We start from the raw sequence: 24926 nt of genomic DNA on the forward strand, positions 1-24926 counted from the left end.
CCACGACCCAAGAGACCCTTACATTGAATACAGTCAGTTTTGCCGACCTGAAGCTCGCCCCGCAAATCCTTAAAGCTTTGACCGAAGCCGGATACAGCACACCCACGCCTATTCAGGCGCAGGCCATTCCGGTGGTGCTAAGCGGCGAAGACCTTATGGCGGGCGCGCAGACCGGCACCGGCAAGACCGCCGCGTTCGCCCTGCCGCTGTTGCAGCAGTTGATGCCACACGCCAGCGCCAGCACTTCGCCCGCCAAGCATCCGGTGCGCGCGCTGATATTGGTGCCGACACGCGAACTGGCGGTACAGGTCGAAGAGAGTGTGAAGATGTATGCAAAGTACACCAACCTGCGTTCGCTGGTGGTGTACGGCGGGGTCGACATCAAGACGCAGACGCCGCACCTGAAGACCGGCGTGGAGATCCTGGTGGCGACACCGGGCCGTTTGCTCGATCACATCGAACAGAAGACCGTGCTGTTGAATCAGGTGCAGATGCTGGTGCTGGACGAGGCTGACCGCATGTTGGACATGGGCTTCATGCCCGCGCTCAAGCGCATCCTCGCGTTGCTGCCGCGCCGCCGTCAGAGCCTGATGTTCTCGGCCACCTTCTCCGACGACATCAAGAAGTTGTCCGAAGATTTCCTCATCTATCCCTCGCTGATCGAAGTGGCGCGCAGCAACGCGACCTCGGAGAACATCAAGCAGAAGGTCTATCTGGTCGCGAGCGAAGACAAACATGCGCTGCTGGCGAAACTGCTGAAGGGCGACGATGCCAAGCAGGTGATCGTGTTCACCAAGACCAAGCTCACTGCCAGCCGTCTGACGCGACAGTTGCAGCGAGAAGGCATCGCTGCCGATGCCATCCACGGTGACCGTAGCCAGCTGGAACGCCAGCAGACGCTGGAAGCGTTCAAGCAGAACAAAGTGTCCGTGCTGATCGCCACCGATGTGGCCGCGCGCGGTCTGGACATCGACCATCTGCCGATGGTGATCAACTACGAGATCCCGCATGCGGCGGAAGACTATGTGCACCGCATCGGCCGTACCGGTCGCGCCGGGGCGTCGGGTACGGCGCTGTCGCTGGTGTCGCCGGAAGAAGAAAAATATCTGGTCGAGATCGAGAAGCTGATCAAGACCACCATCGAGAAAGAGCAGGCCAGCGTGCCGCATGCACCGCGTGGCGAACACCGTGCACAGAGCGAGCCGCGTCCGCAGAGCGAACCGCGCGAGGCGAGCGAACCGCGTAAGGCGTATCACAAGCCGTCGCTGAGCAGGCCGGCACATGATCCCTGGTTCGATCAGCCTTATGTGCCCAAGGTCACCGAGCCGGCACCCTCGACCAGCAAGCCGGATCTGCCTGCAGCCAAGCCGAAGGCGGCGATCCCGGCCTTGTTCAGGCGCTCCAGCTAAAGCGCTCTTCCACGCGGCACTCATCCAGCCATGACCGTCGCGCAGATTATCGTCCCTATCTTTCTGTTGATCCTGGTCGGCGCTGCGATGCGCCGTTGGTTCGGTCTGCGCGACGAATTCTGGCCGCAGCTCGACCGCCTCATCTACTACGTGTTCTTTCCCGCGCTGTTGTTCCACACGCTGTCGCACTTCACCATCGATCTGGGGACGGCGGCACCGATGATGGGGGTGGCGATCTTGTACATGGGCGCAGGTATCCTGCTCGGGCTGCTGGCGAAACCCTTGTTCCATGCACCGCCCAAGGTTTACGCCGCCACTTTCCAATCCACGTTCCGCTTCAATAGCTATGTCGGTCTGTCCATCGCGGGCAGTCTGCACGGCCCGACCGGCCTGGCCGCCATCGGTTTGCTGATGGGTTTCATGGTGCCCATCGCCAATGTCGCCAGCGTGCTGATGCTGGCGCGCCATAGCGAGAGCCACTGGTTGCGCGAGATCATGCTCAACCCCTTGATCATCGCCACGGCAGGCGGCATCGCGTTCAGCCTGAGCGGGCTACACCTGCCCGCCATGTTGAATACGACACTCGGTCTGTTGTCGCAGGCATCGTTGCCGATGGGTCTGATCGCAGTCGGTTCTGCACTGCGCCTGAAGGGGCTGCATCAGCAGCGCGGCACACTGTGGTACGGCGTGCTGGTGAAATTGCTGCTGCTGCCAGCCATCGCCTGGGGATTGGCGACGCTGTTCGGGCTGCAGGGTGTGTATTTCAATATCCCGGTGCTGATGGCCGCGCTGCCTGTTTCCACCATGGCCTATGTGCTGGCGACGCGCATGGGTGGTGACGGCGACACCATCGCGGCGCAGGTGGTGTTGAGCACCTTGCTGGCCGCGCTGACGCTGCCCTTATGGCTTTTCCTGCTGGGCTTCTGACAGCGGTAATCTGAGTTCGGCCACCGTGCCGCCGCCGTCGCGCGCATGCAGCGCGACCTGCCAACCGTTGGCCGTACACAACTGCTGCACGATGGCCAGTCCCAGTCCGCTACCGCCGGTATCCGCGTTGCGCGAGGATTCGATGCGGTAGAACGGGCGGAACACTTTTTCCATCTCATGCGGCGGGATGCCGGGGCCGCGATCCAGTATCTCGATCACTGCTTCGTTTTCTTTCTGTTGCGCTTCGATCTGCACCGGCTTGCCTTCGCTGTAACGCAAGGCGTTGCCGAGCAGGTTCTGCAGCACGCGATGCAGCGCGAGCGGACCGGCGCGTACTGTCAGGCCGGGCTGCACATGGCAGGCGACTTGTGCGCCTTGTGCGTGCTTCTCTTCCGCCATCTCGCGCAGCATCTCTTCCAGTTCGATCTTCTCCGCTGCTTCCTGTTGCAGGTCACGGCTCAACGTCAGGAACTCGCCGATCAATCCATTCATGTCTTCGATGTCGCGGCGCAGACGTTCGACGGTCTTTGTGTCGCTGTTGTCGGGCAACATCTCGACTGCCAGAAGCATGCGTGCCAGCGGTGTGCGCAAATCGTGCGAGATACCGGCCAGCAGCGTGGTGCGGTTGGCCAGCAGTTCGCGCACTTGCAGCGCCATCTGGTTGAAGGTGGCGGCAAGTTCGGTCAATTCCTGTACACGATTCTCCGGCATATCTTCGGGGATGTTGCCTGCGCCGATGCGTCGCGCGGCTTGCGAGAAGTGCGCCAGCGGCCGCGTGATGCGGCGCGCCAGGATGTATGCAGTGAGCAGGCTGAGCAACACGGTGGCTATCAGCGCGAGCAACAGCATCGTGGGCGGGTCGGTATGCAGGCGCGACTTGGGGAAACCGATGCGTATCAGTTTGCCGCCGGCTGGGATGTCCGCCCAGAACCAGGTGGTGTCGAGGTCGGTCATCTTCACCGACACCGCCTCGCCCAGACGGGCCGACAGCGCATCGTCCAGCAGTGCGAGATAGGGCAGCGGGATAGTGCGTTCCGCCAGCGGTGAGACATCCTCGAACAACATGAACTGATGTTCGCGGATCAGTTCCAGCTCGAAATCCTTGCGTGTCTCGGGCGGCAGCTCCACCCATGTCTTGGCAGACAGGATCAGCAGTGACGCCAGATCGTCCGCGCTGCGTTTTGCCATAGGCAGCATGACGTAATGCACCGTGGCGGCGATGAGGAATATCTGGAACACCAGCAGCGCGGCGGCCACCGTGCGTACCGTGCCGTAGAACAGGGAATGCGGTCTGTCGCGCGCGGCCATCGCTAGTTCGTGCCGTTGGGCGAGAACAGATAGCCTTCTCCCCACACGGTGCGGATGAACACCGGCGCGTTCGGATCGTCCTCGATCTTGCGCCGCAGGCGCGTCACGCGCACATCGATGCTGCGGTCGAATGGCGAGCGTTCATAGCCTTTGAGCATGTCCATCAGGTTGTCGCGCCCGAGTACGCGGTTGGGGTGCTCGGCGAAGATACGCAGCAGATTGAATTCGCCGGCAGTGAGTTGTACGGTCAGATCATTCTTATGCAGTACACGCGCATCCACGTCCATGCTGAACGGCCCGAAACGGCGCACGTTGTTCTCGTCCTGCTTAAGTTGTCCCTGCTCGTTGCGGCGCAGCAGGGCGCGGATGCGTGCCAGCAATTCACGCGGGTTGAACGGCTTGGCCAGATAATCGTCCGCCCCCACTTCCAGTCCCACGATGCGATCCACATCCTCGCCGCGCGCGGAGAGCATGATGATGGGCAGGCTGCTGCGCGTGCGCAGGCGGCGCGCTAGTGACAGGCCGTCTTCGCCGGGCAGCATCAGATCGAGGATCAGCAGATCGACCGGATGCTGCGCCAGATGCGCGTCCATCTGCACACCGTCGGCCACGGTCGCCACCTGCAAGCCCTGCGCGGAGAGATATTCCTGCAACAGCTCGCGCAGGCCGGCATCATCGTCTACCACCAGTATGTGTCTGCTTTCCATGTGTCCACTATAACCGAAGCAGATGGCGCAGGGCAGGGGCGGGATCTGCGCGGTAACACTCTGTTACAAACTGTTGCATATCGGAAATCGTCGGGTAACGGCTGGCGCGCACCATGCAGCCATCAGAGAACGCTCTGATCTTCCAACAACCAAGGAGAACATCATGAAAACCACCACAATCTTGCTGAACAGCCTGCTCGCTTTGGCCCTGGCCGGCATCGGCAACGCCTACGCCGCCGAAGAGGCACAGGTGCAGACCCGCGAAGAGATCCGCGCCCAGCATCTTAAAGAGACAGCCGGCATGACTGCCGAGCAGCGCGAGCAATACCGCCTGCAGAAGCAGGAAGAGATGACCGATGAGCAACGTGCGGCCCTGCGCGCCGAGAAGCAGAAAGCAAAAGCTGAGCAGAAGAAGAACAAGTCTGCGACCAAACAAGGTTCAGGTAACGGTACCATGTTGCGCGACGGCTCCGGTGCCGGCTCGCAACGCGGTAGCCAGAGCGGTGGTATGGGTATGGGCCGCTGATCACGAAAGCGCGCGAACTGCTGAAAGAGCGGTTCGCGCCATTTTTCCAGGAGTATTAAATGAACATCCGTTATGCATCTCTCTTCGCCTCACTGTTGTTAGCCCTGTCGGCGAGCGCCCCGGTGCAGGCGAGTGAAGATGCATCTTTGCCAACGGCTCCCAGTGAGATGACGCAGGAAGAATATGATGCCTACCGTGCACGCGTCCGCGAACAGATGGAAGCGGCGCAGCAGGCAGAAAACAAGGACGAAGCAGCAGCAACGACGACACGTCGCAACACCGGCAATGGCTACGGCCAAGGCTATCATTCCCGGCAGGAACGTGCGGGAGGCGGTGGTGCGATGGGCCGGACCGGCGGCCGTGGCCGCTGAAACAGGAGAGAGACGATGAAACAATGGATATTTCCGGCAGCGATACTGCTGGCGATGAGCGGCAGTGTCTGGGCCGAGGACGACAGCTATCTGGCGATGAGTGTCGGGCTGGAACGCAGCTCCGGCAAATACGGCGGCACCAGCACCACGGACACCACCTCGATCCCGGTGTCCCTGCGCTATGCGACGGACGATTGGTCGGTGAAACTGAGTGTGCCCTATCTGTTCGTCACCGGCGACGGCAGTGTGCTGGTCAGCGGCAGTCGCGGCGGCAGACGCGGTTCCGTGACGACCACGACAACGACCACCACGACGCGCACCACCAGCAGCGGCTTGGGCGATGTGGTCGCCTTCGCCAGCTACGGCCTGTTGCGCAGCGAGGAAGGCGATGCCGGTCTGGATGTGGCGACGCGCATCAAGTTTGGCACAGCCAGCACCAAGTTCGGCAGCGGTGAGAACGACTATGCCGTGCAGGCTTCCACTTGGGCCGCCTTCGGTGACTTCACCCCCAGCCTGATGCTGGGTTATGAAAAGCTGGGCAGTACAGCCACGGTGCCGCTGGATAACGCCGCTTATGGCTCGGCCGGTCTCGATTATCTGCTGAGCGATGAATCGAACATCGGCACGGAATACTGGTACGCGCAGCAAGCCTCGGCCACCGGTTATGCGCAGAAAGAGTTGTCGCTGTATGCCGCGACGCAGGTCGGCGATGACATCACCTTGCGCGCCTTTGTCATGAAAGGTCTGTCAGATGGCAGCCCGGACACCGGCTACGGCGTGTCGCTGTCGAGCGGATTCTGATCGGTTTACTTTTTGAGCAACGCCTTCAGGTCGGCAAAGGGGTTGTGCGTGGCCGTTGCAGGGCCGCTCTCCTTGCGATCGCGCACCACCTCATCCATCACGCGCGAATGCTCGTTGTCGTGACAGTAAAGGCATAACAACTCCCAGTTGCTGCCATCCGGCGGATTGTTGTCGTGGTTGTGGTCGCGGTGGTGCACCGTCAACTCGCGCAACCGTTGCCCCTCGAATTCCCGTCCGCAGCGCCCGCAGATGTGCGGATAGATCTTGAGCGCGCGTTCGCGGTAACCCGCTTCGCGTTGTTCACGTTGCTTGCGTGCATCGGCCACGACACGGTCTAAGCGGGCATGGTCAGGTGTGGTGTGCTTGGGCATGGCGGTTCACCGGTTAAATGTTGGAAGAACTATAGCAGCCAACGCTGCAGACGAGGATAATCGCGCATGACCAAAACAAGCCAAACCACCACCCCGACCGCCACCGGTCCCGCTTTCAACACACTGAAACTGCCGTCTGCCATGCTGGACAACCTGCAGCAGCTCGGCTACCTCACCATGACGCCGATCCAGGCCGAGAGCCTGCCCATCACCCTGGCCGGCCAAGATCTGATCGCACAAGCTAAGACCGGCAGCGGCAAGACCGCCGCCTTCGGTCTGCCGTTGCTGACCAAGCTCAATCCCAAGCACATGGGTGTGCAAGCCATGGTGCTGTGCCCCACGCGCGAATTGGCCGACCAGGTCACGCAGGAGCTGCGCCGTCTGGCGCGCTACATGCACAGCATCAAGATCCTCACGCTGGTCGGCGGCAGCACCATGCGCCCGCAGCGCGAGAGTCTGGGCTTCGGCGCACACATCGTGGTCGGCACGCCGGGCCGCATCATGGACCACATCGAGCGCGGCACGCTGGAACTGAACGCGATCAACACGCTGGTGCTGGACGAAGCCGACCGCATGCTGGACATGGGCTTCTACGACTACATCGCATTCGTGGCGAAGCGCTGCCCCGACCGTCGCCAGACCATGATGTTCTCCGCCACCTATCCGGACGGTGTCACCAAACTGGCGCGCCAGTTCATGCACCAGCCGCAGGAAGTGAAACTGGTCGAACAGCACGACGAGAACAAGATCCGTCAGCGTTTCTATGAGATACGCCACGAGACTCGCCTGCCTGCCGTCGCCGCCTTGCTCAAGCATTACCGCCCGGTCAGCACGCTGGCCTTCTGCAACACCAAACAACAATGCCGCGACCTGCTCGACGTGCTGCAGGCCGAGGGCATCCACGCACTCACACTGAACGGCGACATGGAGCAGCGCGAGCGTGACCAGGTGCTGATCCAGTTCGCCAACCGCAGTTGCTCGGTGCTGGTCGCCACCGACGTCGCCGCGCGCGGGCTGGACATCGCGCAACTGGAAGCCGTCATCAATGTCGACGTCACCCCCGATCCCGAAGTCCACATCCACCGCATCGGCCGCACCGGCCGCGCCGACGCAGAAGGCTGGGCGCTCAATCTGGTTAGCCCCGCCGAGATGAGCCGCGTCTCCAACATCGCCAAGATGATGGGCATCGAACCCGAGTGGGAAGAACTGGACAAACTGCAGCGCGAACACAACGACCCGCTGGTGCCGCCCATGGTCACGCTACAGATACTCGGCGGCCGCAAGGAAAAGATGCGCCCCGGCGACGTGCTGGGTGCACTCACCGGTGAAGCGGGCTACACCCGCGAACAAGTCGGCAAGATCACTGTCACCGACATGTCAACCTACGTCGCCGTCACCCGCGACATCGCGCGCGAAGCAGTGAAGCGACTGAACGCGGGCAAGGTGAAGGGCAAGTCGGTGAAGGTGAGGGCGCTGGAGGATTGAGGTATTAGAGGGGCTGCTGCTCGGCCAAAGCAGACTCTGGGGTTTCGAGCCCAGATAGGCAGCAATGGGCTACATACCAGCCTTCGGACGTTGTTTGGTGTCGAACGTTTGATTACATCTTCAGCGAAGTCATTCTCCTGCCCCTGATTGGTCATCCATGCTTTCAGAGGTGGCCTTTCAGCATTGCGTACAGTCTATAAATCAACGCTATTTGTAACGACACCATAGTAATAATGGTCTTCAAATTGGGTGCTGATGGCCACCCCATTTGCATTGAGCATCTGGTAATACGTCCGCACCTGCCTTAATACCTTCTCTAAAAGGACTCGATGGCGGTCATACAGTGTGCGGCCATTTATTGTGAAGCCTCGTTTTAGAAGGCCCATAGCAACATCATCGGTAATCGTTCCATTGTTGTCGAGTTCGTTGTACAGCGTTTTTGTGTGATGCCGAGATTGGTCAATTTCTACCATCACGGCGCCTATCGCACCAAGCCGGCCTGCCAATGTGCCTTTAACGATACGGAAATGTGTGCAAAACTGACTAGCATTAGTATAAAACCCTATGATATAGGCCTTATCGCGCAACCTTTCGGTGTCGAAGAATAGAAACGTGTTTCTTAGCGAGTCGAGTTGGATTTGCTTGTCGATTAGGCTTTTCTGCGTGAGCAGTAACGTTTTCGCGCCCTCGGATAGCTTGCCTGCGCTATTCTCCAGCGCAATGTCGGCGATATTTCCTGTATTGGTTAACCGGCCGATGTAGTTTCGGAGCGTTTCAAATTCGCACAGCAAGCCGATTCGAGCAAAAACCGCCTCTCCCTGTAACTCTGCCAGCTTGTCCGGCGGATATTTACTACTGCGGATGACCTCTGACTTTGCCAGCCAGCTGAGGCAATCGAGCGGCGCCTGCTGGAATTCATAGACCAAGCAGCGCTCTGTTAAGCGGTATCGTACCGTGGAAGGAGCTTGGCGAAACAATTCCGCGAGATTTGCCGCGATCTGATACGCCGGCTCCATTGAATTTCCGTGAGCTTTTTTCAAAACAGCCATGACACATGCCAGAAAATAATCGCGTGTATAGTTTCTGCAACGCCTTACTTCTTCTTCGCTTAGACCTTCCGGGTGTTTGATTTGAGCTAACCCCGTTGCCTGGAGCTTGTCTATGTCATCGGACAGGAGAATTTCCATGAGACACAAGACGCCATGCTTCAGGCATTCCTTTTGGAGGCCCGTCGCGCCTGCCTCGCGAACTGCGTTGATAACGCCATTCATAATTCGCGTGAGCCAATCCCGCTCAATTTCGCTATACGCGCAGAACACCAGTATCTGGTTGAAAAGTAGCCGATCCAGAACATCGATCGCCGCAGTTTGGCATGAAGGAATACGCCCCAATTTCTTCCCCAAGAAAAAACGGACGGCGCACCGCGACGTCCATGCATTTATCAGTAATTTGTTACGCCCCCGATGAGGCACGATCAGACGTAAGGGCAGCCCACCGCCCGAAGCCACAGCCCCGACGGCTGCGCCTGTCTCTGCCATGACGGTTGTACCAGCAGCTATGCTACCACCTGCGACTGTGATCGAACCACCGCCAATAGCTGTCAGCGAGGCATTAGTGAAGCGTCGCCCCCCCCTAAACTGGTAACAGTCCTCATACTTTCAGCCCCCAGCACACCAGCACTTCACCACGTTACCTCAATCCAGAATTGCGCTTGAGCTCAACCAAACAGTGTGGAAAAAGGTACGGTGAATTTCCCAATTTTGTTTCTTGCTCCGGCTCGCTAGTATGGCGCAGGAAGTCTGGCGGGGTTGTCCTGCCGGCTTCGATGCAGCGATCGATAGGTGTTTTTTTATTGTTTTTTTAAGGAGAATTTCATGGGACTTTGGGATAGTTATTTTTTACCAGCTGTTGATTTCGTTATGGAACACCCGGGCAAATGTATCACTGTGGCAGCAGTGACCCTCGCAACTGGTGGTGCAGCTTTCGCAGTTGCTGGGCCGATTGCAGCCGCTGCAGGTGGGGCAGGACTTCTTGGGGCAACCGCCACGACGGGAACCGCAATCAGCACACTGTCCGGTGTCGCTTTGACTAACGCATCGCTGGCAGCTATTGGCGGTGGTGCCTTAACTGTCGCTGGTGGCGGCGGAATGGCAGCTGGCACAGCCGTTGTTGCTTGTGCAGGTGCAGCTACTGGAGCAGCCGTTTCGGCGGGCACAGTAGCTACCGTGAGCTAAATCACGCAACCCTGCATTCGAGAGGGGCAGCCCACAAGTGGGCTGCCCTTCAATTAGAACGTTGATGTCAGCTTTGGTAGGTTAAGTGGTCTGATTACATTAGATGATGAGAAGATCTCTCAGGTTGAAAAACCACCGAGTTCAAAGGAGTAGCTATGCATACCCAAACGAATCAACCTTTCGCACAATCCATTGCATCAGCACAAAGCCTCGTCCACGATGAGAGTGAATTGCTCTCGTTAGCCAGTAACCCGGCCATTAGATACAAGCAGCAAGCTCACCTGGCGGCGAACGGCAGCTTAACGGTGAAGTGCGCGCTGGCAAGCAATCCTTTACTACTGCCTTCCATACAGAGAATTTTCGCTGAAGGAAATATCCCTGAACTCAGGGAAGCATTGGCAGCCAATCCAAAGCTTGATCCCGCGTGCCAGCCGCTGCTCCGGATATTCAGTAGTGAACTTAAACCAAGGCGGCTCTTGACATTGATACCACTGGCTAGCAATCCAGCTCTGACAGAGGAAATGCTGAATCAACTGGCCCACTTAGTAGATATTGAGGTTATAGCGGCGTTAGCCAGAAATCCCTCCTTACCCGAGTCGATCATGATTCCGCTATCCAACTGCAATTTGCGTGAAATCACGATTGGGCTGGCGTGCAACCCCGGTCTGCCGGAACACTTGCAGGCAAAGCTGATCGCAAGTGGCGATGCTGAACTCATGGAAAACATCGCACGTAATCCCGGGCTCACTGTTACGCAGCAGGAAATGCTCGCACTAAAAGGTAGCAATGCGATTCATCTAGCCTTGCTGGGAAATGCCGCGCTCGATGGAAAGATCAATGAACAACTCAAAGCTTCATTGGCGAACAACGTTAAGTAGTGCTGCGTAGAAGCTGAATGGTAATGGATGCATTCAATGTGAAAAATCGCACCTTGTCTGTCTCTGTTCTCTGCGCGCCAGTACCGCGCCACCGGCCATGTGCCACATGGTGTGGCGAATGAAAAAATAGTAAGGATGATGGTGTCCGGAAATGCAGGTAAAGCAGCCGCTGTCATGACGTGCTTGGGCTGACTGTTTAGGCCGAGCTGCCGTCCTGGCGGGTCATCGGCCAAGGTCGTCTGAATGAATAGCTGATTTAGTCCGCTTCCAATCAATGGCGGTCATTGTGATTAGTTCTTATAAGAAGCGCACCTATGGTTTAGTCGTACTCATTGATTAAACAACTATAGTTGCTGTACATTCCACTAACTCATTCTATACAGGGAATTACAAAGTGAAACTTAAGAACGTAATGGCGTTTGCTTCAACTGCAGCACTGTTCTTCGCAATGCCGTCTTTTGCTAGCGACAACTCTGGACTCTATATCTATGGCGCTTTAGGGCAATCACAAACCAGCGCACCGCAGCCTGAATCTAATCAATTCTTTGTGGGCTACCAGGTATCCAACAATTGGGGGATTGAGGCTGGCAATACCAACTTGGGACAGCTGCCGGCACTAGCTAGCGCATCGGCAACAAGCATTTTTGCTGTGAAATATTGGAACATCCGCGAGTTCAGCAAAGAAAGTCGCTTCTCCTTCATCACTAAAATTGGAGCCTCCAAAGTAACTACCAAGTTGACACCAAGCTTTTCGAAGTCTGGTGTAGCTTATGGTATTGGTGGTGCATATAGAATTGATGACGAATGGTCGATGCGAATTGAAGGTACTTCTTTTAAAACAGGGAATGTAACTGAAGCGCGCGTTTCTATGCTGTCTGTTGGTTTTAGCTACCTGTTTTAACTAAAGAGCCCCCCTCAAGTAACTCTCATGAGCGATTGGGATTTTCTTTATGAGATGAACGAGCGGGGCTATAGCTCAGAGGAAATAGCTGATGCCGCCGGCTCTGGCGCAGCGCCGTGGGAATGGGAATGCATAAGCAAAGAATGGGTCGATGCTCAGCTTGAAGATGAGCCAGTAAAACCCTTTCAGAGCAGAGATGGATATCCTTTTAGCACCTTAGAGCAAACAGAAATTTTTTACGATCTAATTGATTGCGCTAAACGACACTTCGAGAACACCGGCAGGTACTTACAAGTATGGGGGGAGCTCGGTGAGATTTACGCGGAGATCAAGTTCGGTCTTCGCCGTCATGGGACACACACGGCCGGTTCTGACGGCACAATTTCCGGAAAGCTTGTTGAGGTAAAGACTATCTCGCCTGAGAAAACGAACGACCGTGTACTCGTCAAGAGTCAAGGAGACTTTGAGCAATTGCTCATCGTTCAAATAGATCTGGATTTTGAGTTCACAGGTAAGCTCTTTGATAGAAGCGAGCTAAATGGAGTTACCGGAAAGTTCCTTAGTCGGCGACTCAATGGTGACGCGAGCAATATCTAACAACTCATTCAAACTTCACTTTCTAAAGCCAGTCCATATTAATCATTGACGTCTGCTTTGCTCAGCAAAGTTGCCAGAGTCCAATGCATTATGGGATGTCCGCTATGGCCGACGAGGAGACTGCTAAAGTTCGCAGCTCAAACTTTCGCTTGGGACAGTCCCCTGGTTATTGATCCTTCCGGCTTACGCCTGATCGAAGCGATCCAGATTCATCACCTTGTCCCATGCCACCACGAAATCGTGTACGAATTTCTGCTGCGCGTCGCTGCTGGCATAGACTTCCGCCAGTGCGCGCAACTGGGCGTTAGAGCCGAACACGAGGTCGACGAGGGTGCCCGTCCATTTTAGTTCACCAGTTGTGCGGTCTCGGCCTTCCAGCACGCTGGTCGATGTGGCGGATTTCTGCCACTTGGTGTGCATGTTGAGCAGGTTTACGAAGAAGTCGTTGCTCAGCGTTTCGGGCCGCGTGGTGAACACGCCGTGTTTCGACTGGTCGACGTTCGCGTTCAGCACGCGCAGGCCGCCGATCAGCACGGTCATCTCGGGCGCGGTCAGCGTCAGCAGTTGCGCCTTGTCCACCAGCATTTCGGGTGCCATATCTTCGAGTCCCTTGCGCACGTAGTTGCGGAAGCCGTCGGCTTTCGGTTCCAGCACGGCGAACGCATTCACATCGGTCTGTTCCTGCGTCGCATCCGTGCGTCCCAGCGTGAAAGGGACTTGCACCTCGACGCCTGCTTTCTTCGCGGCAGCTTCGACGGCGGCACAGCCGCCCAGCACGATCAGGTCGGCCAGCGACACTTTCTTGCCGCCGCGCTGCGCGTTGTTGAATGCCTGCTGTATGCCTTGCAATGTCTTGAGCACATGCGCCAGTTGCGCCGGCTGGTTGGCTTCCCAGTCCTTTTGCGGTGCGAGGCGGATGCGCGCGCCGTTCGCCCCACCGCGCAGGTCGGAGCCGCGGAAGGTCGAGGCCGAGGCCCAGGCGGTCGCGACCAGTTGCGGGATGGACAGTCCTGATGCGAGCAGCTTGCCCTTGAGGTCTGCGATGTCCTGCGCGTCGATCAGCTTGTGGTCGACGGCGGGGACGGGGTCTTGCCAGATGAGATCTTCCGCAGGCACCTCCGGGCCGAGGTAACGCGCACGCGGCCCCATGTCGCGGTGCGTTAATTTGAACCATGCGCGCGCGAACGTGTCCGCGAGCTGGTCGGGATGTTCATAGAAGCGCCGCGCGATCTTCTCGTAGGCGGGATCGACGCGCAGCGAGAGGTCGGTGGTGAGCATGGCTGGTGCGTGCTTCTTCGACGGGTCGTGCGCATCCGGTACGGTGCCAGCACCCGCGCCATCCTTGGGTGTCCACTGTTGTGCGCCGGCTGGGCTCTTGGTCAGCTCCCACTCGTAGCCGAACAGGTTCTGCAGGAAGCTGTTGCTCCATTGCGTCGGTGTGTTGGACCAGATCACTTCCAGTCCGCTGGAGATGGTGTCGCCGCCCTTGCCGCTGCCGAAGCTGCTGTGCCAGCCCAGCCCTTGCTCTTCGATTTCGGCCGCTTCCGGCTCCGGACCCAGCAGCGTCGCGTCGCCCGCGCCGTGCGTCTTGCCGAAGCTGTGGCCGCCGACGATGAGCGCCACCGTCTCTTCGTCGTTCATCGCCATGCGCGCGAAGGTCTCGCGGATGTCGGTGGCGGCGGCGAGCGGGTCGGGCTTGCCGTTCGGGCCTTCCGGGTTCACGTAGATCAGGCCCATCTGCACGGCGGCGAGAGGATTCTCAAGGTCGCGTTCGCCGCTGTAGCGTTCGTCCGCCAGCCACTTTCCCTCGGCACCCCAGTAGATGTCGTCTTCCGGTTCCCAGATATCTTTGCGCCCGCCACCGAAACCGAAGGTCTTGAAGCCCATCGATTCCAGCGCGACGTTGCCGGCGAGGATCATCAGGTCGGCCCACGAGATCTTGCGGCCGTATTTCTGTTTGACCGGCCACAGCAGACGGCGCGCCTTGTCGAGGTTGACGTTGTCGGGCCAACTGTTGAGCGGGGCGAAACGCTGGTTGCCGGTGCCCGCGCCGCCGCGCCCGTCGCCGATGCGGTATGTGCCCGCGCTGTGCCACGCCATGCGGATGAACAAGGGGCCGTAGTGGCCGAAGTCCGCCGGCCACCAGTCCTGAGAATCGGTCATCAGCGCCAGCAGGTCCTGTTTCACCGCCTTCAGATCGAGACTGTTGAATGCCTTCGCATAATCGAAATCCTCGCCCATGGGATCGGATAACGAGGAATGCTGGTGCAGGATGTCCAGCTTGAGTTGCTCGGGCCACCAGTTTGCATTGGTTCGCGAACCTGCGACGGTGCTGCTGCGGGGGTGGCCGTGGAATGGGCATTGTTGTTCGGTCGACATGGCGTTCTCCTTTCGGTGGCAGGATAGGATTACGGGGCCAGTATAGGACGCGAACTGCAAGCTGGCTAATTGGTTCTGTATATGTGCGCCATTGGTTTTATTTATTGCACGAATCTGCCGCCTTGTCGGCAGAGCGACTGCGGGGGCACTGCTCATACACTGCGGGAAGCGCTGGATGGCGCGGCGTCGTGACGCCGTTTGCAGCCTTGCGTCCTAGGGAGCAACGACACCCCAGAGACCGGCACCGCCCGCGTCGCGATAAGTCAAATACACCCGCAGGTCGAACTCGAGTTGTCCGTAGTCCGGTTCCATGTGCATGCAAAGTTGGTAGAACGCCTTGTCGTGCTCGCGCTGTTTCATGTGTGCGAGTTCGTGTACGACGATCATGCGCAGGAATTCGGGCGGGGCGTCCTTGAACAAGGATGCGATGCGTATCTCTTTTTTCGCCTTGAGGTTCAAGCCCTGCACACGTGAGTGGGTGGTGTGCGTGCCGAGTGCGTTGCGCAGTACATGCAGCTTGCTGTCGAACATCACTTTGCTCATTTGTCCGGTGTTGCGCATGTACGCGTTCTTGAGTTGCTGAACGTAGTCGTATAGCGCCTTGTCGGTGCGGACATCATGTGAGTCGGGATATTTCGTGCGCAGCAGATCGGCTAGCTTTCCCTGCGCGATCAGTTGCCGCACTTGTTCGACCAGCGGAGCGGGGTAGCCGGCAAGGTAATCGGGCTGCTGCTGGGGGCGCATGAAGCAGGTTGGCTCGCTGTCAGAGGTGGGTTGAGGCCGCGACTTCCTGCGCGTGTTCCAGTACACGCGCTCTGGCTTCCTCTGCATGTGCCGGGTCGATACCTAGTGCCAGCCAAGCGCTGTCGTCTATTTCCAGCATGACCGGCTCCACGATACCGAAGGTGGGCAGCAGTTTCTCCGCCATGCAGGCCATGCTGACCAGTGGCTGTCCAGCGGCGGCATGCGGGTCTTCCGGGGTATGGTGGTAGCGCAGCACGGTGATGATGGATTCCGGCAGGTTCCAGTGCCGCGCCAGTTCTGCCCCCAGCTCACCGTGGCTGGTCTCCAGCATCTCGGTTTCGATCTCTTCCACCGTGCGGTCGGATGCATCGGCCAGACGCGCGTGGAAACGGTTGCTGAGGTCAGTGTCCAGGTAATCCAGCACCAGGAAGCCGATGTCGTGCAGCAGCCCGGCAAGATAGATCTCATCGTCCGCCGGGCGCAGTTCGCGCGGCATCATGCGCGCCAGTGTGTCCATGGTCAGCGCGACCGACAGGCTGTGCTGCCACAATTTGTGTGCATCCAGATGGCTGCCTGCCTTGCGCGACATGGCCGCCATCATGGCGAAGCTCAGCGCGACCATTTTCACCCGCTTGTTGCCGAGTATCGCCGTCGCATCGTGCAGGCTGAGGATCTTGCGGCTGGTGCCGAACAGCGGCGAGTTGGCGAGGCCGATCACCTTGGCCAGGATGGGTGGATCCCGTTCGATCAGTTGCAGCAGGGCGCGCTCGCCTTCGTCGGTGTTGATCTTCAGCGACAGGATGCGTTGCGCGACCAGCGGGATGGGCGGCAGCGAGCCGATGCGTTCCAGAGTCTGGCGCAGGGTGGGGGAGGCTTTCATGTATGCACCTTTCCGGCAGCAGGCATGTGCAGGCGCGTACGGTCTGCGTGATCGGTGCGTGCCGTGACGATGTTGAGGGCGGCCATCATACGAAGCTCCAGCGGCGCAGCTCCGCGGCCGGCATCGGGCGCGCGATCAAATACCCTTGGCCGTGGCCGCAACCCATGTCGAGCAGGGCGCGGTATTGCGCCTCGGTCTCGATGCCTTCGGCCACGATCTGTCGCTCGAAAGCGTGTGCCAGCCCGATGATGCCCTGCACGATGGCCAGATCGCCCTTGTCTTCCAGCATGTCGTGCACGAAGGACTGGTCGATCTTCAGCACGTCCACCGGCAGCCTGCTCAGATAGGACAGCGAGGAGTAACCGGTGCCGAAATCGTCCAGCGCGAAACGCACGCCGAACTTGCGGCAGGCCTCGATCACGTCGCGCACGGTGGCGATGTCGTTCAGCGCCGCCGTCTCCAGTACCTCGATCTGCAGCCTGCCCTGCGGCAGTCCGGGATGGCGCGCCAACTGGCGTTGTAGCTTGTCGGCGAAATCGCGCGACTCCAGGTGGTGGGCCGAGATGTTGATGCTGACTTCTATGTCCAGCCGGTCCTGGCGCCAGCGGTCGAGTTGGGCCAGCGCGCTGGCTATCACCCAGTCGCCGATCTCGATGTCGAGTTCGGTGTTTTCGATGGGGCGCAGGAACTCTGCCGGGAACAGCAGGCCGCGCGTCGGGTGACGCCAGCGGATCAACGCTTCGGCGCCGGCTAGTTGGCGCGTGTGCAGGTCGATCTTGGGCTGGTAGTGCAATTCGAACTGCTGCAGTTGCAGTGCCTCGCGGATGTTGTTGAGGAAGGCATGCTGGTTGCGCGTGCGCACGTCCAGCGCGGCATCGTAGATGTGGAAACGGTTCTTGCCCGACTGCTTGGCGACGTACATGGCTTGGTCGGCATGGCGCAGCAGCGTGTCCGGGTCCTCGTCGTCCAGCGGGTAGAGGCTGACGCCGATGCTGGTGCTCAGCGCCAGTGATTGCTCCTTGATCAGCATGGGTTCGGCGATGGCGGACAGCAGGCGTTCCAGCGTCGCCATGCATTCCTCGCCTCTCTCCAGTCCGAGCAATACCACTACGAACTCGTCGCCGCCCAAGCGCGCCACGGTGTCGCCGCCGCGCAGGGTGGCGCCGATGCGGCGGGCGATCTCGACCAGTACCTGGTCGCCGGCGTCGTGCCCCAGCGTGTCGTTGATGTGCTTGAAGCCGTCCAGGTCGAGATAGCAGACGGCGACCATGTTCTGCTCGCGCGCGGTCTGCGCGATGGCCTGTTTCATACGGTCGGCCAGCAGCACCCGGTTGGGGATGCCGGTCAGCGCGTCGTAATGCGCGATGCGGCTGAGCTCGGCCTCGTGTGCCTTCAGGTGGCTGATGTCGGAGAACACGCCGACATAGCGCTGCACCTTGTCTTCGCTGTCGCAGATGGCCGAGATGGACAGCAGTTCCACGTAGATCTCGCCCGATTTGCGCCGGTTCCATATTTCGCCGCGCCAAGCCTTGTTCTGCTGCAGTGACTGCCACATGCCGGCGTAGAAGTCGCGGTCGTGGTGGCCGGAGCTGAGCAGGCGCGGATTGAGCCCCAGCACTTCCTCGCGGCAGTGGCCGGTGATGTCGACGAAGGCCGGATTGACGTCGACGATGTTGTTGTCGGCATCGGTGATCATGATGGCCTCTTGGCTGTTGTCGAACACACTGGCGGTGATGCGCAACGCATCTTCCGAGCGCTTGCGCTCGGTGATGTCGGTACCGATGCCGACCAGATAGGAATGGCCGTCGCTGCGGCTGAGGTGACCGGTGAAGTAGTAGGGGATCTTGTGTCCAGATTTGAGCACGAGTTCCGCTTCAGCCGAGGCGGAACCGTTGCGGAACACATCCTGCATGCGCTGGGCGATCAGGGATTGGTCGTCGCCCTCGAACAGATCCAGCGCCGTCATACCTTCGATCTCCCGCTGCGAGTAGCCGGTCACCTGCAGGAACAGCGGGTTCACCCGCACGAAGTTGCCGGCGTCATCGAGCATGTAGAAGATGCCGGGCAGGCTGTTGATGATGTCGTCCAGGAACTGCTTTTGCTGGTGCAGCGCGGTTTCCGCCTGCTTGCGTTCGGTGATGTCGCGGATCAGGCCCAGCGCATGCCAGCTATCCTGCAAGCGGAAGGCGGAGATCGACAGCTCGACCGGGAACTCCTCGCCGCTCTTGCGCAGTGCGCTGATCTCGAACGTGCTGCCGATGATGTTGCCCTCGCCGCTGTGGCGGAAGAGGCTGAAGCCGCCGTGTGCCTTGTCCCTGTAGATCTCGGGCGTCAGCAGTAAGTGCAGGTTCTTGCCCATCGCTTGGTCCGCCGTATGGCCGAAGATATCCTCGGCGGCGGGGTTCCAGTAGATGATCTGTTCGTCCGGGCCGACGATCACGATGGCGTCCTTGGCGAAGGTGCTGATCAGGCGGAACTTCTCCTCGCTCTCGGCCAGTTCCTCGCTCCTGAGCTCAAGTTCCTGCGTGCGCCGACGCACCAAGTGTTCCAGGTGTTCCTGGTGCAGGCGCAATTGGTCTGTCACTTGCTGCAACTCGCCGATGATGCTGCGGACGTGGCGGGTGAAGGGATGGAAGATGAGCGCGGCTTCAAACAGCAGTAGCAGCAGGGTGATCACCCAGAACACTGTCTCCGCCTGTTTCAACCGGGCGATCGACGCTTCGCCTTCTTCCTGGTACTGCTGCACCATGTCGTCCAGCGCGCTGACCAGTGGGCCGGGCGCGGTACGGGTGATGTATTGCAGCAGCGGATGGTCGTGGCTGAGCTCGGCCTCGCTCAGCTGCAGAAGGTCGCGCACAGCCTTGATATAGGTCTGTACTTGCGTGTCCAGCGCATCGGGGCCGTCGAAATACATGGCCTGCACGGTCGGTGACAGGATGCCGGGTAGACCCATCTGTGCATCGCCGTGGATCAGACCACGGTGCGAGACGTCCATCAGGTCGATGGCTTCCTGCAATTTGGCACGGAAAGCCGGACGCTCGTTCTTGCGCGCATCCGCCAGCAGGTTGGAGAACAGCGCGGTGCGCTGGCTCAGCATGCGCTGGCGTCCGCTCACGTTGACCACCGCCGCCGTGCTCTTCTGCTCGGTAATCACTAGGTCGAGGCTGATCCAAGCTGCCGTCGACAGCGTCGCCACCAGCGTGAGCGCAATGGCGTAGCGCCAGGTCAGCGCACGGGCGACACCGGAATGGCCAGCGTGTTCAGATGAGACGGATGGGATCATGGCACCCCGCGTCTATAGGCGTTGGCACATGCGTGCCGGCCGCAATGGATTGCATGACATGAAGCTTACTCTCTCTCCGGTTCGGCGCGATCCGGTCGTTGACTGCCCGCGTCTTTAATAGTGTGGTACTGCACGAAGTTTACACCATCAGCCCCACGTTCCATGAGGTCTATCTGGGGCGGGGGGCTTTATTCCAGCTGCGTTGGCAGAAACAGTTTGGGGTCGACCATCGCCCCGTTGAGGATCACGCTCCAGTGCAGATGCGGACCGGTGGCGCGGCCTGTCTTGCCGGAAAGGCCGATCTGCTGTCCTTTGCTCACCGTCAGATCTGTGGCGACGTCGATGCGGTCCAGATGGCAGTACATGGTGAGCAGGCCGTTGCCGTGGTCGAGGAACACTGTCTTGCCGTTGAAGAAATAGTCGTCGACGGCGAGTACCTTGCCTGGCGAGCTGGCGACGACCTCGGTGCCTGTCGGGACGGCCACGTCTATGCCGGCGTGCGGCGCGCGCGGTTGGCCGTTGAAGATGCGGCGCAGGCCGAAATGGCCGGACAGCCTGCCTTGGGCGGGCTGGATGAAGGTGGTGTCGGTGTTGGGACTCGGCTGCCAGTGCAACTTGAGCTGCTTGATGCGTGCGATCTCGCCGATGGCGCGCGCTTCGTCTTCCGGCGAGAGTTCCACCTTGCTTTTATCCTTCAGCGTGATGCGCTGCTCGGGATAACGCTTGGGCCTGACCTTGAAGGTGAGTTTCTGCGCGGCTTCGTTGCGTTTGACCTGCAGCACATGCGTGCCCGGTTTCATGTCCAGCGGCAGGCCGACCACGGCATACCATTTGCCTTTGTCAGCGGTCACGAGGATGGGCTGTTGGCCCAGCCAAGCCTGCGGCGTCTGCGCATTTGCAACGACGCTGCCCAATGGGACGAGCGCGACGCCGCCGGGTACGTTCGATGCCTGTGGCAGGGCGGCGTGTGCGTTCAGGGGCAGAGCGAGGTACAGCAGGAAAAGTTTGAGGCAGAGACGGTTCATGGTTGTGGCATTCGTGTAGTGCGTGGTTGGAACGTACCGCACTCAGGCGGCACGTTCAACAGTGAATTTCTTTCAGGTCAACCGCACGCCCCAATCGCGCCGCAACTGGTGCAGAACTCGCAGCCGTCCTTCTTGATCAGCGTGGCGTTGCCGCATTCCTTGCAGAGCTTGCCGGTGATCGTGCGGATGGCGGTGGGTTTGAGCTGGCCTTCGGGGATCTCCAGCACGCCCATCTGCTGCACCGGATAACCGTGTTCGTCCAGCACACCGAGCATGGCGTAGCGGTGGATGATGAGCTTGGCGACATACGAGACGGTCGACGGATAGCTTTCCATCTTGTTGCCGCCCGGCACGCGCGCCATGAAATCGCCCAGCGGCTCGCCGAAGTTGAGCAGCTTGCGCAGTTTCATGCCGATCCAGGCCGGGTCGATTACGCGCATGTCCAAGCTGAGCACCTTGCACAGTCCGTCCAGTGCGCGCGGATACACGCCGGACAGCCACATCGAATACGGGCGACGCTGGCCGTCTGGCAGCACCAGTTCTTTCAGGCCCAGCACGAAGTCGTCGCCGCTGCCCGCGTTGGAGATGTCCACCGTCCAGCTCATGGTGCCGTCCACGCCGGTCTTTGGTTCCTTCTTGGCGAACAATGCATCCATCATCGGCGTGGTCGCGCCGTCGCACACTTCCAGCGCGCCCAGTTGTTCGATGCGGTATTTCAGCAGGTGCGCGAAGGCGGCCACCAGGCTGGGCATGCGTTTCACTTCGCCGTCCGGCGGCATCGCCATGTCGAAGCCGTCGTCGCCCGCCGACTTCATCAGCATCTCCAGTTTCATGCGTATCCACACCGGGTCGCGCGTGCGCATGTCCATCGACAGCGATTTCGCCAGCGCACCCAGACCACGCGGCTGCTCGGACCCGTTCACCCACACCTCGAACGGATGGTTGCAGCCATTCGTAGTGTGCGACACGAAGGCCACGAAGCTGCCGAGCGGGTGTTTGACGACTTGCGACACCCAGCCCTCGCTGCCGGCGGGCAGTTCGGGACGGCCCGGCCAGCGCAGCGAGGCCAACGCAGGTTCTGGTGCGGATTCCAGCACGATGCGGCGGTCCTGGTCGAACACGAAATCCTGCGGCTGTTCTTCGGTCTTCTTCTCTGGTGTGACCGACAGCACCGAACCCAGCACGCTGTTGGGACGATAGGTCGCCAGACCTTTCAGTCCGGCCTTCCAGGCTTCGGTGTACAGGTCCTTGAAATCCTCGTAGGGATAGTCGGCCGGCACGTTCACCGTCTTGCTGATCGAGGTGTCGATGTAGGGCGCGACGGCGGCCACCATCTTCATGTGATCGATGGCGCTGATCTCCAGCGCGGTGACGAAAGCGGGCGGCAGCTTGTCCGTGTCACCGCCCAGTTTCTTGTACAGACGCCAGGCGTGGTCTTCCACCGAATAGTCTTTGGTGGTGCCGTCCGGCATGCGCTTCTTGCGCGTGTAGAACCAGGAGAACGGCGGCTCGATGCCGTTCGAGGCGTTGTCGGCGAAGGCCAGCGAGATGGTGCCGGTGGGCGCGATGGAGAGCAGGTGGCTGTTGCGCAGGCCGTGCTTGCGTATCTTGTTCTTCAACTCGTCCGGCAGGCGCGAAGCGAAGCGCGGTGCGTCCAGATATTTGTCCGCATCCAGCAGCGGGAACGCGCCGCGTTCGATGGCTAGATCGACCGAGGTGGCATAGGCCTCGTCGCGCATGATGCGAGTGATGTCGGCGGCGAAATTTCGTGCTTCGTCCGTGTCGTAACGCAGTCCAAGCATCGCCAGCGCATCGCCCAGCCCGGTGAAACCCAGACCGACACGTCGCTTGCTGCGTGCTTCTTCCTGCTGCTCCGGCAAGGGCCAAGCGGTCACATCCAGCACATTGTCCAGCATGCGGATCGAGGTGCGCACCAGATGCTTGAACGGCTCGTGATCGAAGCCCGCATGATTCGTGAACGGATTCTTCACCATGCGCGTCAGGTCGATGGAGCCGAGGCAGCAGCAGCCGTAAGGTGGGAGGGGTTGCTCAGCGCAGTTGTGCACATACAGACCGTTGGCATCGAAGGCATGCACCTCGGCTACGGTCACGTCGTACACATCTTCCACGCCATCATCTTGTAATGCGGCAACCGTCGCGACGAAGCGTTCCGCATTCTGCTTGCGCTGATAATTCGCCAGAGATGCCAGGAGCTTGTCCATCTTGTCGCTGTCGGCAAAACCGATCTGCTCGGCGTAGCGCGCGATGTTGTCGCCGCTGATGATGAGTTCGTGCAATGCCTGACATGCATATTCTTTTGCGCTGCCTTTGCCGTCGGGCAATAGCTTCATGCCTGCCGGGCGGCGATTCTGATAGATGGTGGACACGATGCCGAGTCGTTGCAGCATGCGTTGTGCGGCCTGCAGGTTGCTAAGGTCGATCTGCGTCAGGCGTACGCTGATACCTTTCTCCTGCGTTCCTTGCACGGAACCATCGGCGTCGAACATGCCGCGCAATGCGCCCCGGTAGAAATCGGATGAGGCATTCTCCATCGCGGGCGTGAAGCGTTTGTTGCCGGGCGACAGCCCCAGTTGCAACGCCAGCGAACGCAACGCGCCTGTCGCCAGTCTGAATTCGCCGCGTCCGTCTACTGGTCGCTGCCAGCCCTTGAAATCGGCACGGTGCGGCAGTGTGCGCGCGGCCTGTTCCGCCGCCAGCATCACGCTGGCGATAGCGTTCGAAGGCTGTATCTCTTCACCGTTGGCTTGCTTCAGCGCGGCGGCATCCCACACGCTCAACACTGCCTTGTCGGTTTTCAGCGTGCCGTCGCCGATCAGCAGACCGATCAGATAACCCTCGGCTTCGGTGTGCGCGCCGCCCCATGCATGCAGGGCACGATGGTCGTGCAGCACGATCTGGTCACCGGATATCAGATCACCCGCTTTGACCCATTCCGTTTCGCGCACGTAGCGTGTCATCCTGGATACGCGCAGTACTTGATGGTCGGCGGTCAGACGCAGGGTGTGGCCTTCGGTGGTGTTCAGGCGCAGCACCGGTTTGTGGCCGGTTAGGAAGAAGCCCTGCGATTCGGTGGGATAACACTTGCCGTCTACGACAGCCTCGAAAGGTTGCCCGATCAGATCGCGCACTTGTCGTGCACCGTCCTTCGTCATCACCCAAGCGTCAGCTGTAACGCAAGGGTTGGTCGCCTCGATCACTTCGCAATACGACAGGTTGTTGTCACGATTCATCAGGTCGATGAACAGCACGCCGGGCTCGGCGTGGTCGTAGGTGCTGGCGATGATCTGTTTCCACAGGTCGGTGGCGCGCACCTTGCGATATACCCACTTGCCGTCGGCGCGTTGTGTCGCACCGGCTTCCTTGATCGCTGCGGAGGGTTCGGCGGCATGCACCAGTTCGAACTCCTCGTCTTTCTCCACGGCCTGCATCAACGCATCGGTCACGCCGACCGAGATGTTGAAGTTGCGCAGGTCGCCCTTGTCCTTGGCGCTGATGAATTTCTCGATGTCGGGATGGTCGCAACGTAGCACGCCCATCTGTGCGCCGCGACGTGCACCGGCAGACTCAACCGTCTCGCAGGAGCGGTCGAACACACGCATGTAGGAGATGGGGCCGGAAGCGCGCGAGTTGGTGCCTTTGACGTGCGCGCCTTCTGGGCGGATGGTGGAGAAGTCGTAACCGACGCCGCCGCCACGCCGCATGGTCTCGGCCGCCTGTTGCAGCGCGTCGTAGATGCCGGGGCGGCCGTCGCTGAAACCGGAGATGGCGTCGCCCACCGGCTGCACGAAGCAGTTGATGAGCGTGGCCTGGATCTTCAGTCCGGCGGCGGAATTGATACGGCCGGCGGGGACGAAGCCGTTTTCCTGCGCCTGGAAGAAAGCCTCTTCCCATTGCGCGCGTTGCTCCGGTTTCTCGGCCTGCGCCAGCCCGCGCGCCACGCGGCGGCGCACGTCCTGCACCGTGTTTTCGTCTGCTTCCGCGTATTTTTCGAGGAGGACTTCGGTGCTGATCTCTTGCGTCATCTCTGGGCTTTCTGATGGTTTCCCTTGTTATAAAGGAAGGGAAGGGGTGAACTGGAC

Annotated in this window: 19 protein-coding genes; 9 read left to right on the forward strand and 10 right to left on the reverse strand. The window is 59.7% G+C overall.

Annotated elements, in window-relative coordinates:
- Positions 1-23 precede the first annotated feature (23 nt).
- Entirely contained in the window at positions 24-1409 is a 1386-nt protein-coding gene (locus tag ACYCZ5_RS01405) for a DEAD/DEAH box helicase (RefSeq protein ID WP_461542974.1), read from the forward strand.
- Positions 1410-1439: 30 nt separating this feature from the next.
- Entirely contained in the window at positions 1440-2336 is an 897-nt protein-coding gene (locus ACYCZ5_RS01410) for an AEC family transporter (RefSeq protein WP_461542975.1), read from the forward strand.
- Here ACYCZ5_RS01410 and ACYCZ5_RS01415 read toward each other — a convergent pair.
- Together ACYCZ5_RS01415 and ACYCZ5_RS01420 are read right to left on the reverse strand one after the other, a co-directional pair.
- Positions 2310-3644, reverse strand: a complete 1335-nt coding sequence (locus ACYCZ5_RS01415) for an ATP-binding protein (RefSeq protein WP_461542976.1) — start codon at positions 3642-3644, stop codon at positions 2310-2312. The two genes, ACYCZ5_RS01410 and ACYCZ5_RS01415, sit on opposite strands and share 27 nt — an antisense overlap.
- Before the next feature lie 2 nt (positions 3645-3646).
- The gene (locus ACYCZ5_RS01420) at positions 3647-4351 is read right to left on the reverse strand and encodes a response regulator (protein ID WP_461542977.1); all 705 of its coding nucleotides are present in this window, start codon (positions 4349-4351) and stop codon (positions 3647-3649) included.
- A 163-nt stretch (positions 4352-4514) separates the two neighbouring features.
- Between ACYCZ5_RS01420 and ACYCZ5_RS01425 the strand changes: the two genes are divergently transcribed.
- From ACYCZ5_RS01425 to ACYCZ5_RS01435, 3 genes are read left to right on the forward strand one after another with little or no spacing between them, the layout of a single operon-like run.
- Entirely contained in the window at positions 4515-4877 is a 363-nt protein-coding gene (locus ACYCZ5_RS01425) for a hypothetical protein (RefSeq protein ID WP_461542978.1), read from the forward strand.
- Positions 4878-4936: 59 nt separating this feature from the next.
- Positions 4937-5248: a hypothetical protein gene (locus ACYCZ5_RS01430; protein WP_461542979.1), complete on the forward strand. Its 312-nt coding sequence runs from the start codon at positions 4937-4939 to the stop codon at positions 5246-5248.
- 15 nt (positions 5249-5263) lie between these two features.
- Positions 5264-6049, forward strand: a complete 786-nt coding sequence (locus ACYCZ5_RS01435; protein ID WP_461542980.1) for a hypothetical protein — start codon at positions 5264-5266, stop codon at positions 6047-6049.
- 5 nt (positions 6050-6054) lie between these two features.
- Here the strand turns inward: ACYCZ5_RS01435 and ACYCZ5_RS01440 are convergent, their stop codons facing one another.
- Positions 6055-6420 (reverse strand): YajD family HNH nuclease, encoded by a 366-nt coding sequence (locus tag ACYCZ5_RS01440; RefSeq protein WP_461542981.1) that lies wholly within the window; start codon positions 6418-6420, stop codon positions 6055-6057.
- 66 nt (positions 6421-6486) lie between these two features.
- Between ACYCZ5_RS01440 and dbpA the strand changes: the two genes are divergently transcribed.
- Positions 6487-7905: an ATP-dependent RNA helicase DbpA gene (dbpA, locus tag ACYCZ5_RS01445; RefSeq protein WP_461542982.1), complete on the forward strand. Its 1419-nt coding sequence runs from the start codon at positions 6487-6489 to the stop codon at positions 7903-7905.
- Between the two features lie 194 nt (positions 7906-8099).
- Here the strand turns inward: dbpA and ACYCZ5_RS01450 are convergent, their stop codons facing one another.
- Positions 8100-9443 (reverse strand): hypothetical protein, encoded by a 1344-nt coding sequence (locus ACYCZ5_RS01450; RefSeq protein WP_461542983.1) that lies wholly within the window; start codon positions 9441-9443, stop codon positions 8100-8102.
- Between the two features lie 851 nt (positions 9444-10294).
- Here ACYCZ5_RS01450 and ACYCZ5_RS01455 point away from each other — a divergent pair.
- The 3 genes from ACYCZ5_RS01455 to ACYCZ5_RS01465 all read left to right on the forward strand — a co-directional run bounded on the left by ACYCZ5_RS01455 (position 10295) and on the right by ACYCZ5_RS01465 (position 12515).
- Positions 10295-11017 (forward strand): hypothetical protein, encoded by a 723-nt coding sequence (locus ACYCZ5_RS01455; RefSeq protein ID WP_461542984.1) that lies wholly within the window; start codon positions 10295-10297, stop codon positions 11015-11017.
- 394 nt (positions 11018-11411) lie between these two features.
- Entirely contained in the window at positions 11412-11918 is a 507-nt protein-coding gene (locus ACYCZ5_RS01460) for an outer membrane beta-barrel protein (RefSeq protein ID WP_461542985.1), read from the forward strand.
- A gap of 27 nt (positions 11919-11945) precedes the next feature.
- Positions 11946-12515 carry a hypothetical protein gene (locus ACYCZ5_RS01465; RefSeq protein ID WP_461542986.1) on the forward strand — a complete coding sequence of 190 codons (570 nt, stop codon included), beginning with the start codon at positions 11946-11948 and terminating at the stop codon, positions 12513-12515.
- A gap of 183 nt (positions 12516-12698) precedes the next feature.
- Here the strand turns inward: ACYCZ5_RS01465 and katG are convergent, their stop codons facing one another.
- From katG to ACYCZ5_RS01495, 6 genes are all read right to left on the reverse strand, one after another.
- Entirely contained in the window at positions 12699-14894 is a 2196-nt protein-coding gene (gene katG, locus ACYCZ5_RS01470) for a catalase/peroxidase HPI (protein WP_461542987.1), read from the reverse strand.
- A 213-nt stretch (positions 14895-15107) separates the two neighbouring features.
- Entirely contained in the window at positions 15108-15638 is a 531-nt protein-coding gene (locus ACYCZ5_RS01475; protein WP_461542988.1) for a M48 metallopeptidase family protein, read from the reverse strand.
- Positions 15639-15657: 19 nt separating this feature from the next.
- Positions 15658-16518 (reverse strand): HDOD domain-containing protein, encoded by an 861-nt coding sequence (locus tag ACYCZ5_RS01480; RefSeq protein WP_461542989.1) that lies wholly within the window; start codon positions 16516-16518, stop codon positions 15658-15660.
- Positions 16519-16603: 85 nt separating this feature from the next.
- The gene (locus ACYCZ5_RS01485) at positions 16604-19801 is read right to left on the reverse strand and encodes an EAL domain-containing protein (protein WP_461542990.1); all 3198 of its coding nucleotides are present in this window, start codon (positions 19799-19801) and stop codon (positions 16604-16606) included.
- Between the two features lie 188 nt (positions 19802-19989).
- Positions 19990-20826, reverse strand: coding sequence for a peptidoglycan DD-metalloendopeptidase family protein (locus ACYCZ5_RS01490; RefSeq protein WP_461542991.1), 837 nt, complete (start codon positions 20824-20826; stop codon positions 19990-19992).
- A 77-nt stretch (positions 20827-20903) separates the two neighbouring features.
- Entirely contained in the window at positions 20904-24869 is a 3966-nt protein-coding gene (locus ACYCZ5_RS01495; protein WP_461542992.1) for an LAGLIDADG family homing endonuclease, read from the reverse strand.
- Between the last annotated feature and the right edge of the window lie 57 nt (positions 24870-24926).

The organism is Sideroxydans sp., from assembly GCF_054604835.1.

What these genes read in the sequence shown, in the direction of transcription:
- ACYCZ5_RS01410 (WP_461542975.1), top strand. Translation starts at nt 1,440, where the DNA reads ATGACCGTCGCGCAGATTATCGTCCCTATCTTTCTGTTGATCCTGGTC.
- ACYCZ5_RS01415 (WP_461542976.1), bottom strand. Translation starts at nt 3,644, where the DNA reads ATGGCCGCGCGCGACAGACCGCATTCCCTGTTCTACGGCACGGTACGC.
- ACYCZ5_RS01420 (WP_461542977.1), bottom strand. Translation starts at nt 4,351, where the DNA reads ATGGAAAGCAGACACATACTGGTGGTAGACGATGATGCCGGCCTGCGC.
- ACYCZ5_RS01425 (WP_461542978.1), top strand. Translation starts at nt 4,515, where the DNA reads ATGAAAACCACCACAATCTTGCTGAACAGCCTGCTCGCTTTGGCCCTG.
- ACYCZ5_RS01430 (WP_461542979.1), top strand. Translation starts at nt 4,937, where the DNA reads ATGAACATCCGTTATGCATCTCTCTTCGCCTCACTGTTGTTAGCCCTG.
- ACYCZ5_RS01435 (WP_461542980.1), top strand. Translation starts at nt 5,264, where the DNA reads ATGAAACAATGGATATTTCCGGCAGCGATACTGCTGGCGATGAGCGGC.
- ACYCZ5_RS01440 (WP_461542981.1), bottom strand. Translation starts at nt 6,420, where the DNA reads ATGCCCAAGCACACCACACCTGACCATGCCCGCTTAGACCGTGTCGTG.
- dbpA (WP_461542982.1), top strand. Translation starts at nt 6,487, where the DNA reads ATGACCAAAACAAGCCAAACCACCACCCCGACCGCCACCGGTCCCGCT.
- ACYCZ5_RS01450 (WP_461542983.1), bottom strand. Translation starts at nt 9,443, where the DNA reads ATGGCAGAGACAGGCGCAGCCGTCGGGGCTGTGGCTTCGGGCGGTGGG.
- ACYCZ5_RS01455 (WP_461542984.1), top strand. Translation starts at nt 10,295, where the DNA reads ATGCATACCCAAACGAATCAACCTTTCGCACAATCCATTGCATCAGCA.
- ACYCZ5_RS01465 (WP_461542986.1), top strand. Translation starts at nt 11,946, where the DNA reads ATGAGCGATTGGGATTTTCTTTATGAGATGAACGAGCGGGGCTATAGC.
- katG (WP_461542987.1), bottom strand. Translation starts at nt 14,894, where the DNA reads ATGTCGACCGAACAACAATGCCCATTCCACGGCCACCCCCGCAGCAGC.
- ACYCZ5_RS01475 (WP_461542988.1), bottom strand. Translation starts at nt 15,638, where the DNA reads ATGCGCCCCCAGCAGCAGCCCGATTACCTTGCCGGCTACCCCGCTCCG.
- ACYCZ5_RS01480 (WP_461542989.1), bottom strand. Translation starts at nt 16,518, where the DNA reads ATGAAAGCCTCCCCCACCCTGCGCCAGACTCTGGAACGCATCGGCTCG.
- ACYCZ5_RS01485 (WP_461542990.1), bottom strand. Translation starts at nt 19,801, where the DNA reads ATGATCCCATCCGTCTCATCTGAACACGCTGGCCATTCCGGTGTCGCC.
- ACYCZ5_RS01490 (WP_461542991.1), bottom strand. Translation starts at nt 20,826, where the DNA reads ATGAACCGTCTCTGCCTCAAACTTTTCCTGCTGTACCTCGCTCTGCCC.
- ACYCZ5_RS01495 (WP_461542992.1), bottom strand. Translation starts at nt 24,869, where the DNA reads ATGACGCAAGAGATCAGCACCGAAGTCCTCCTCGAAAAATACGCGGAA.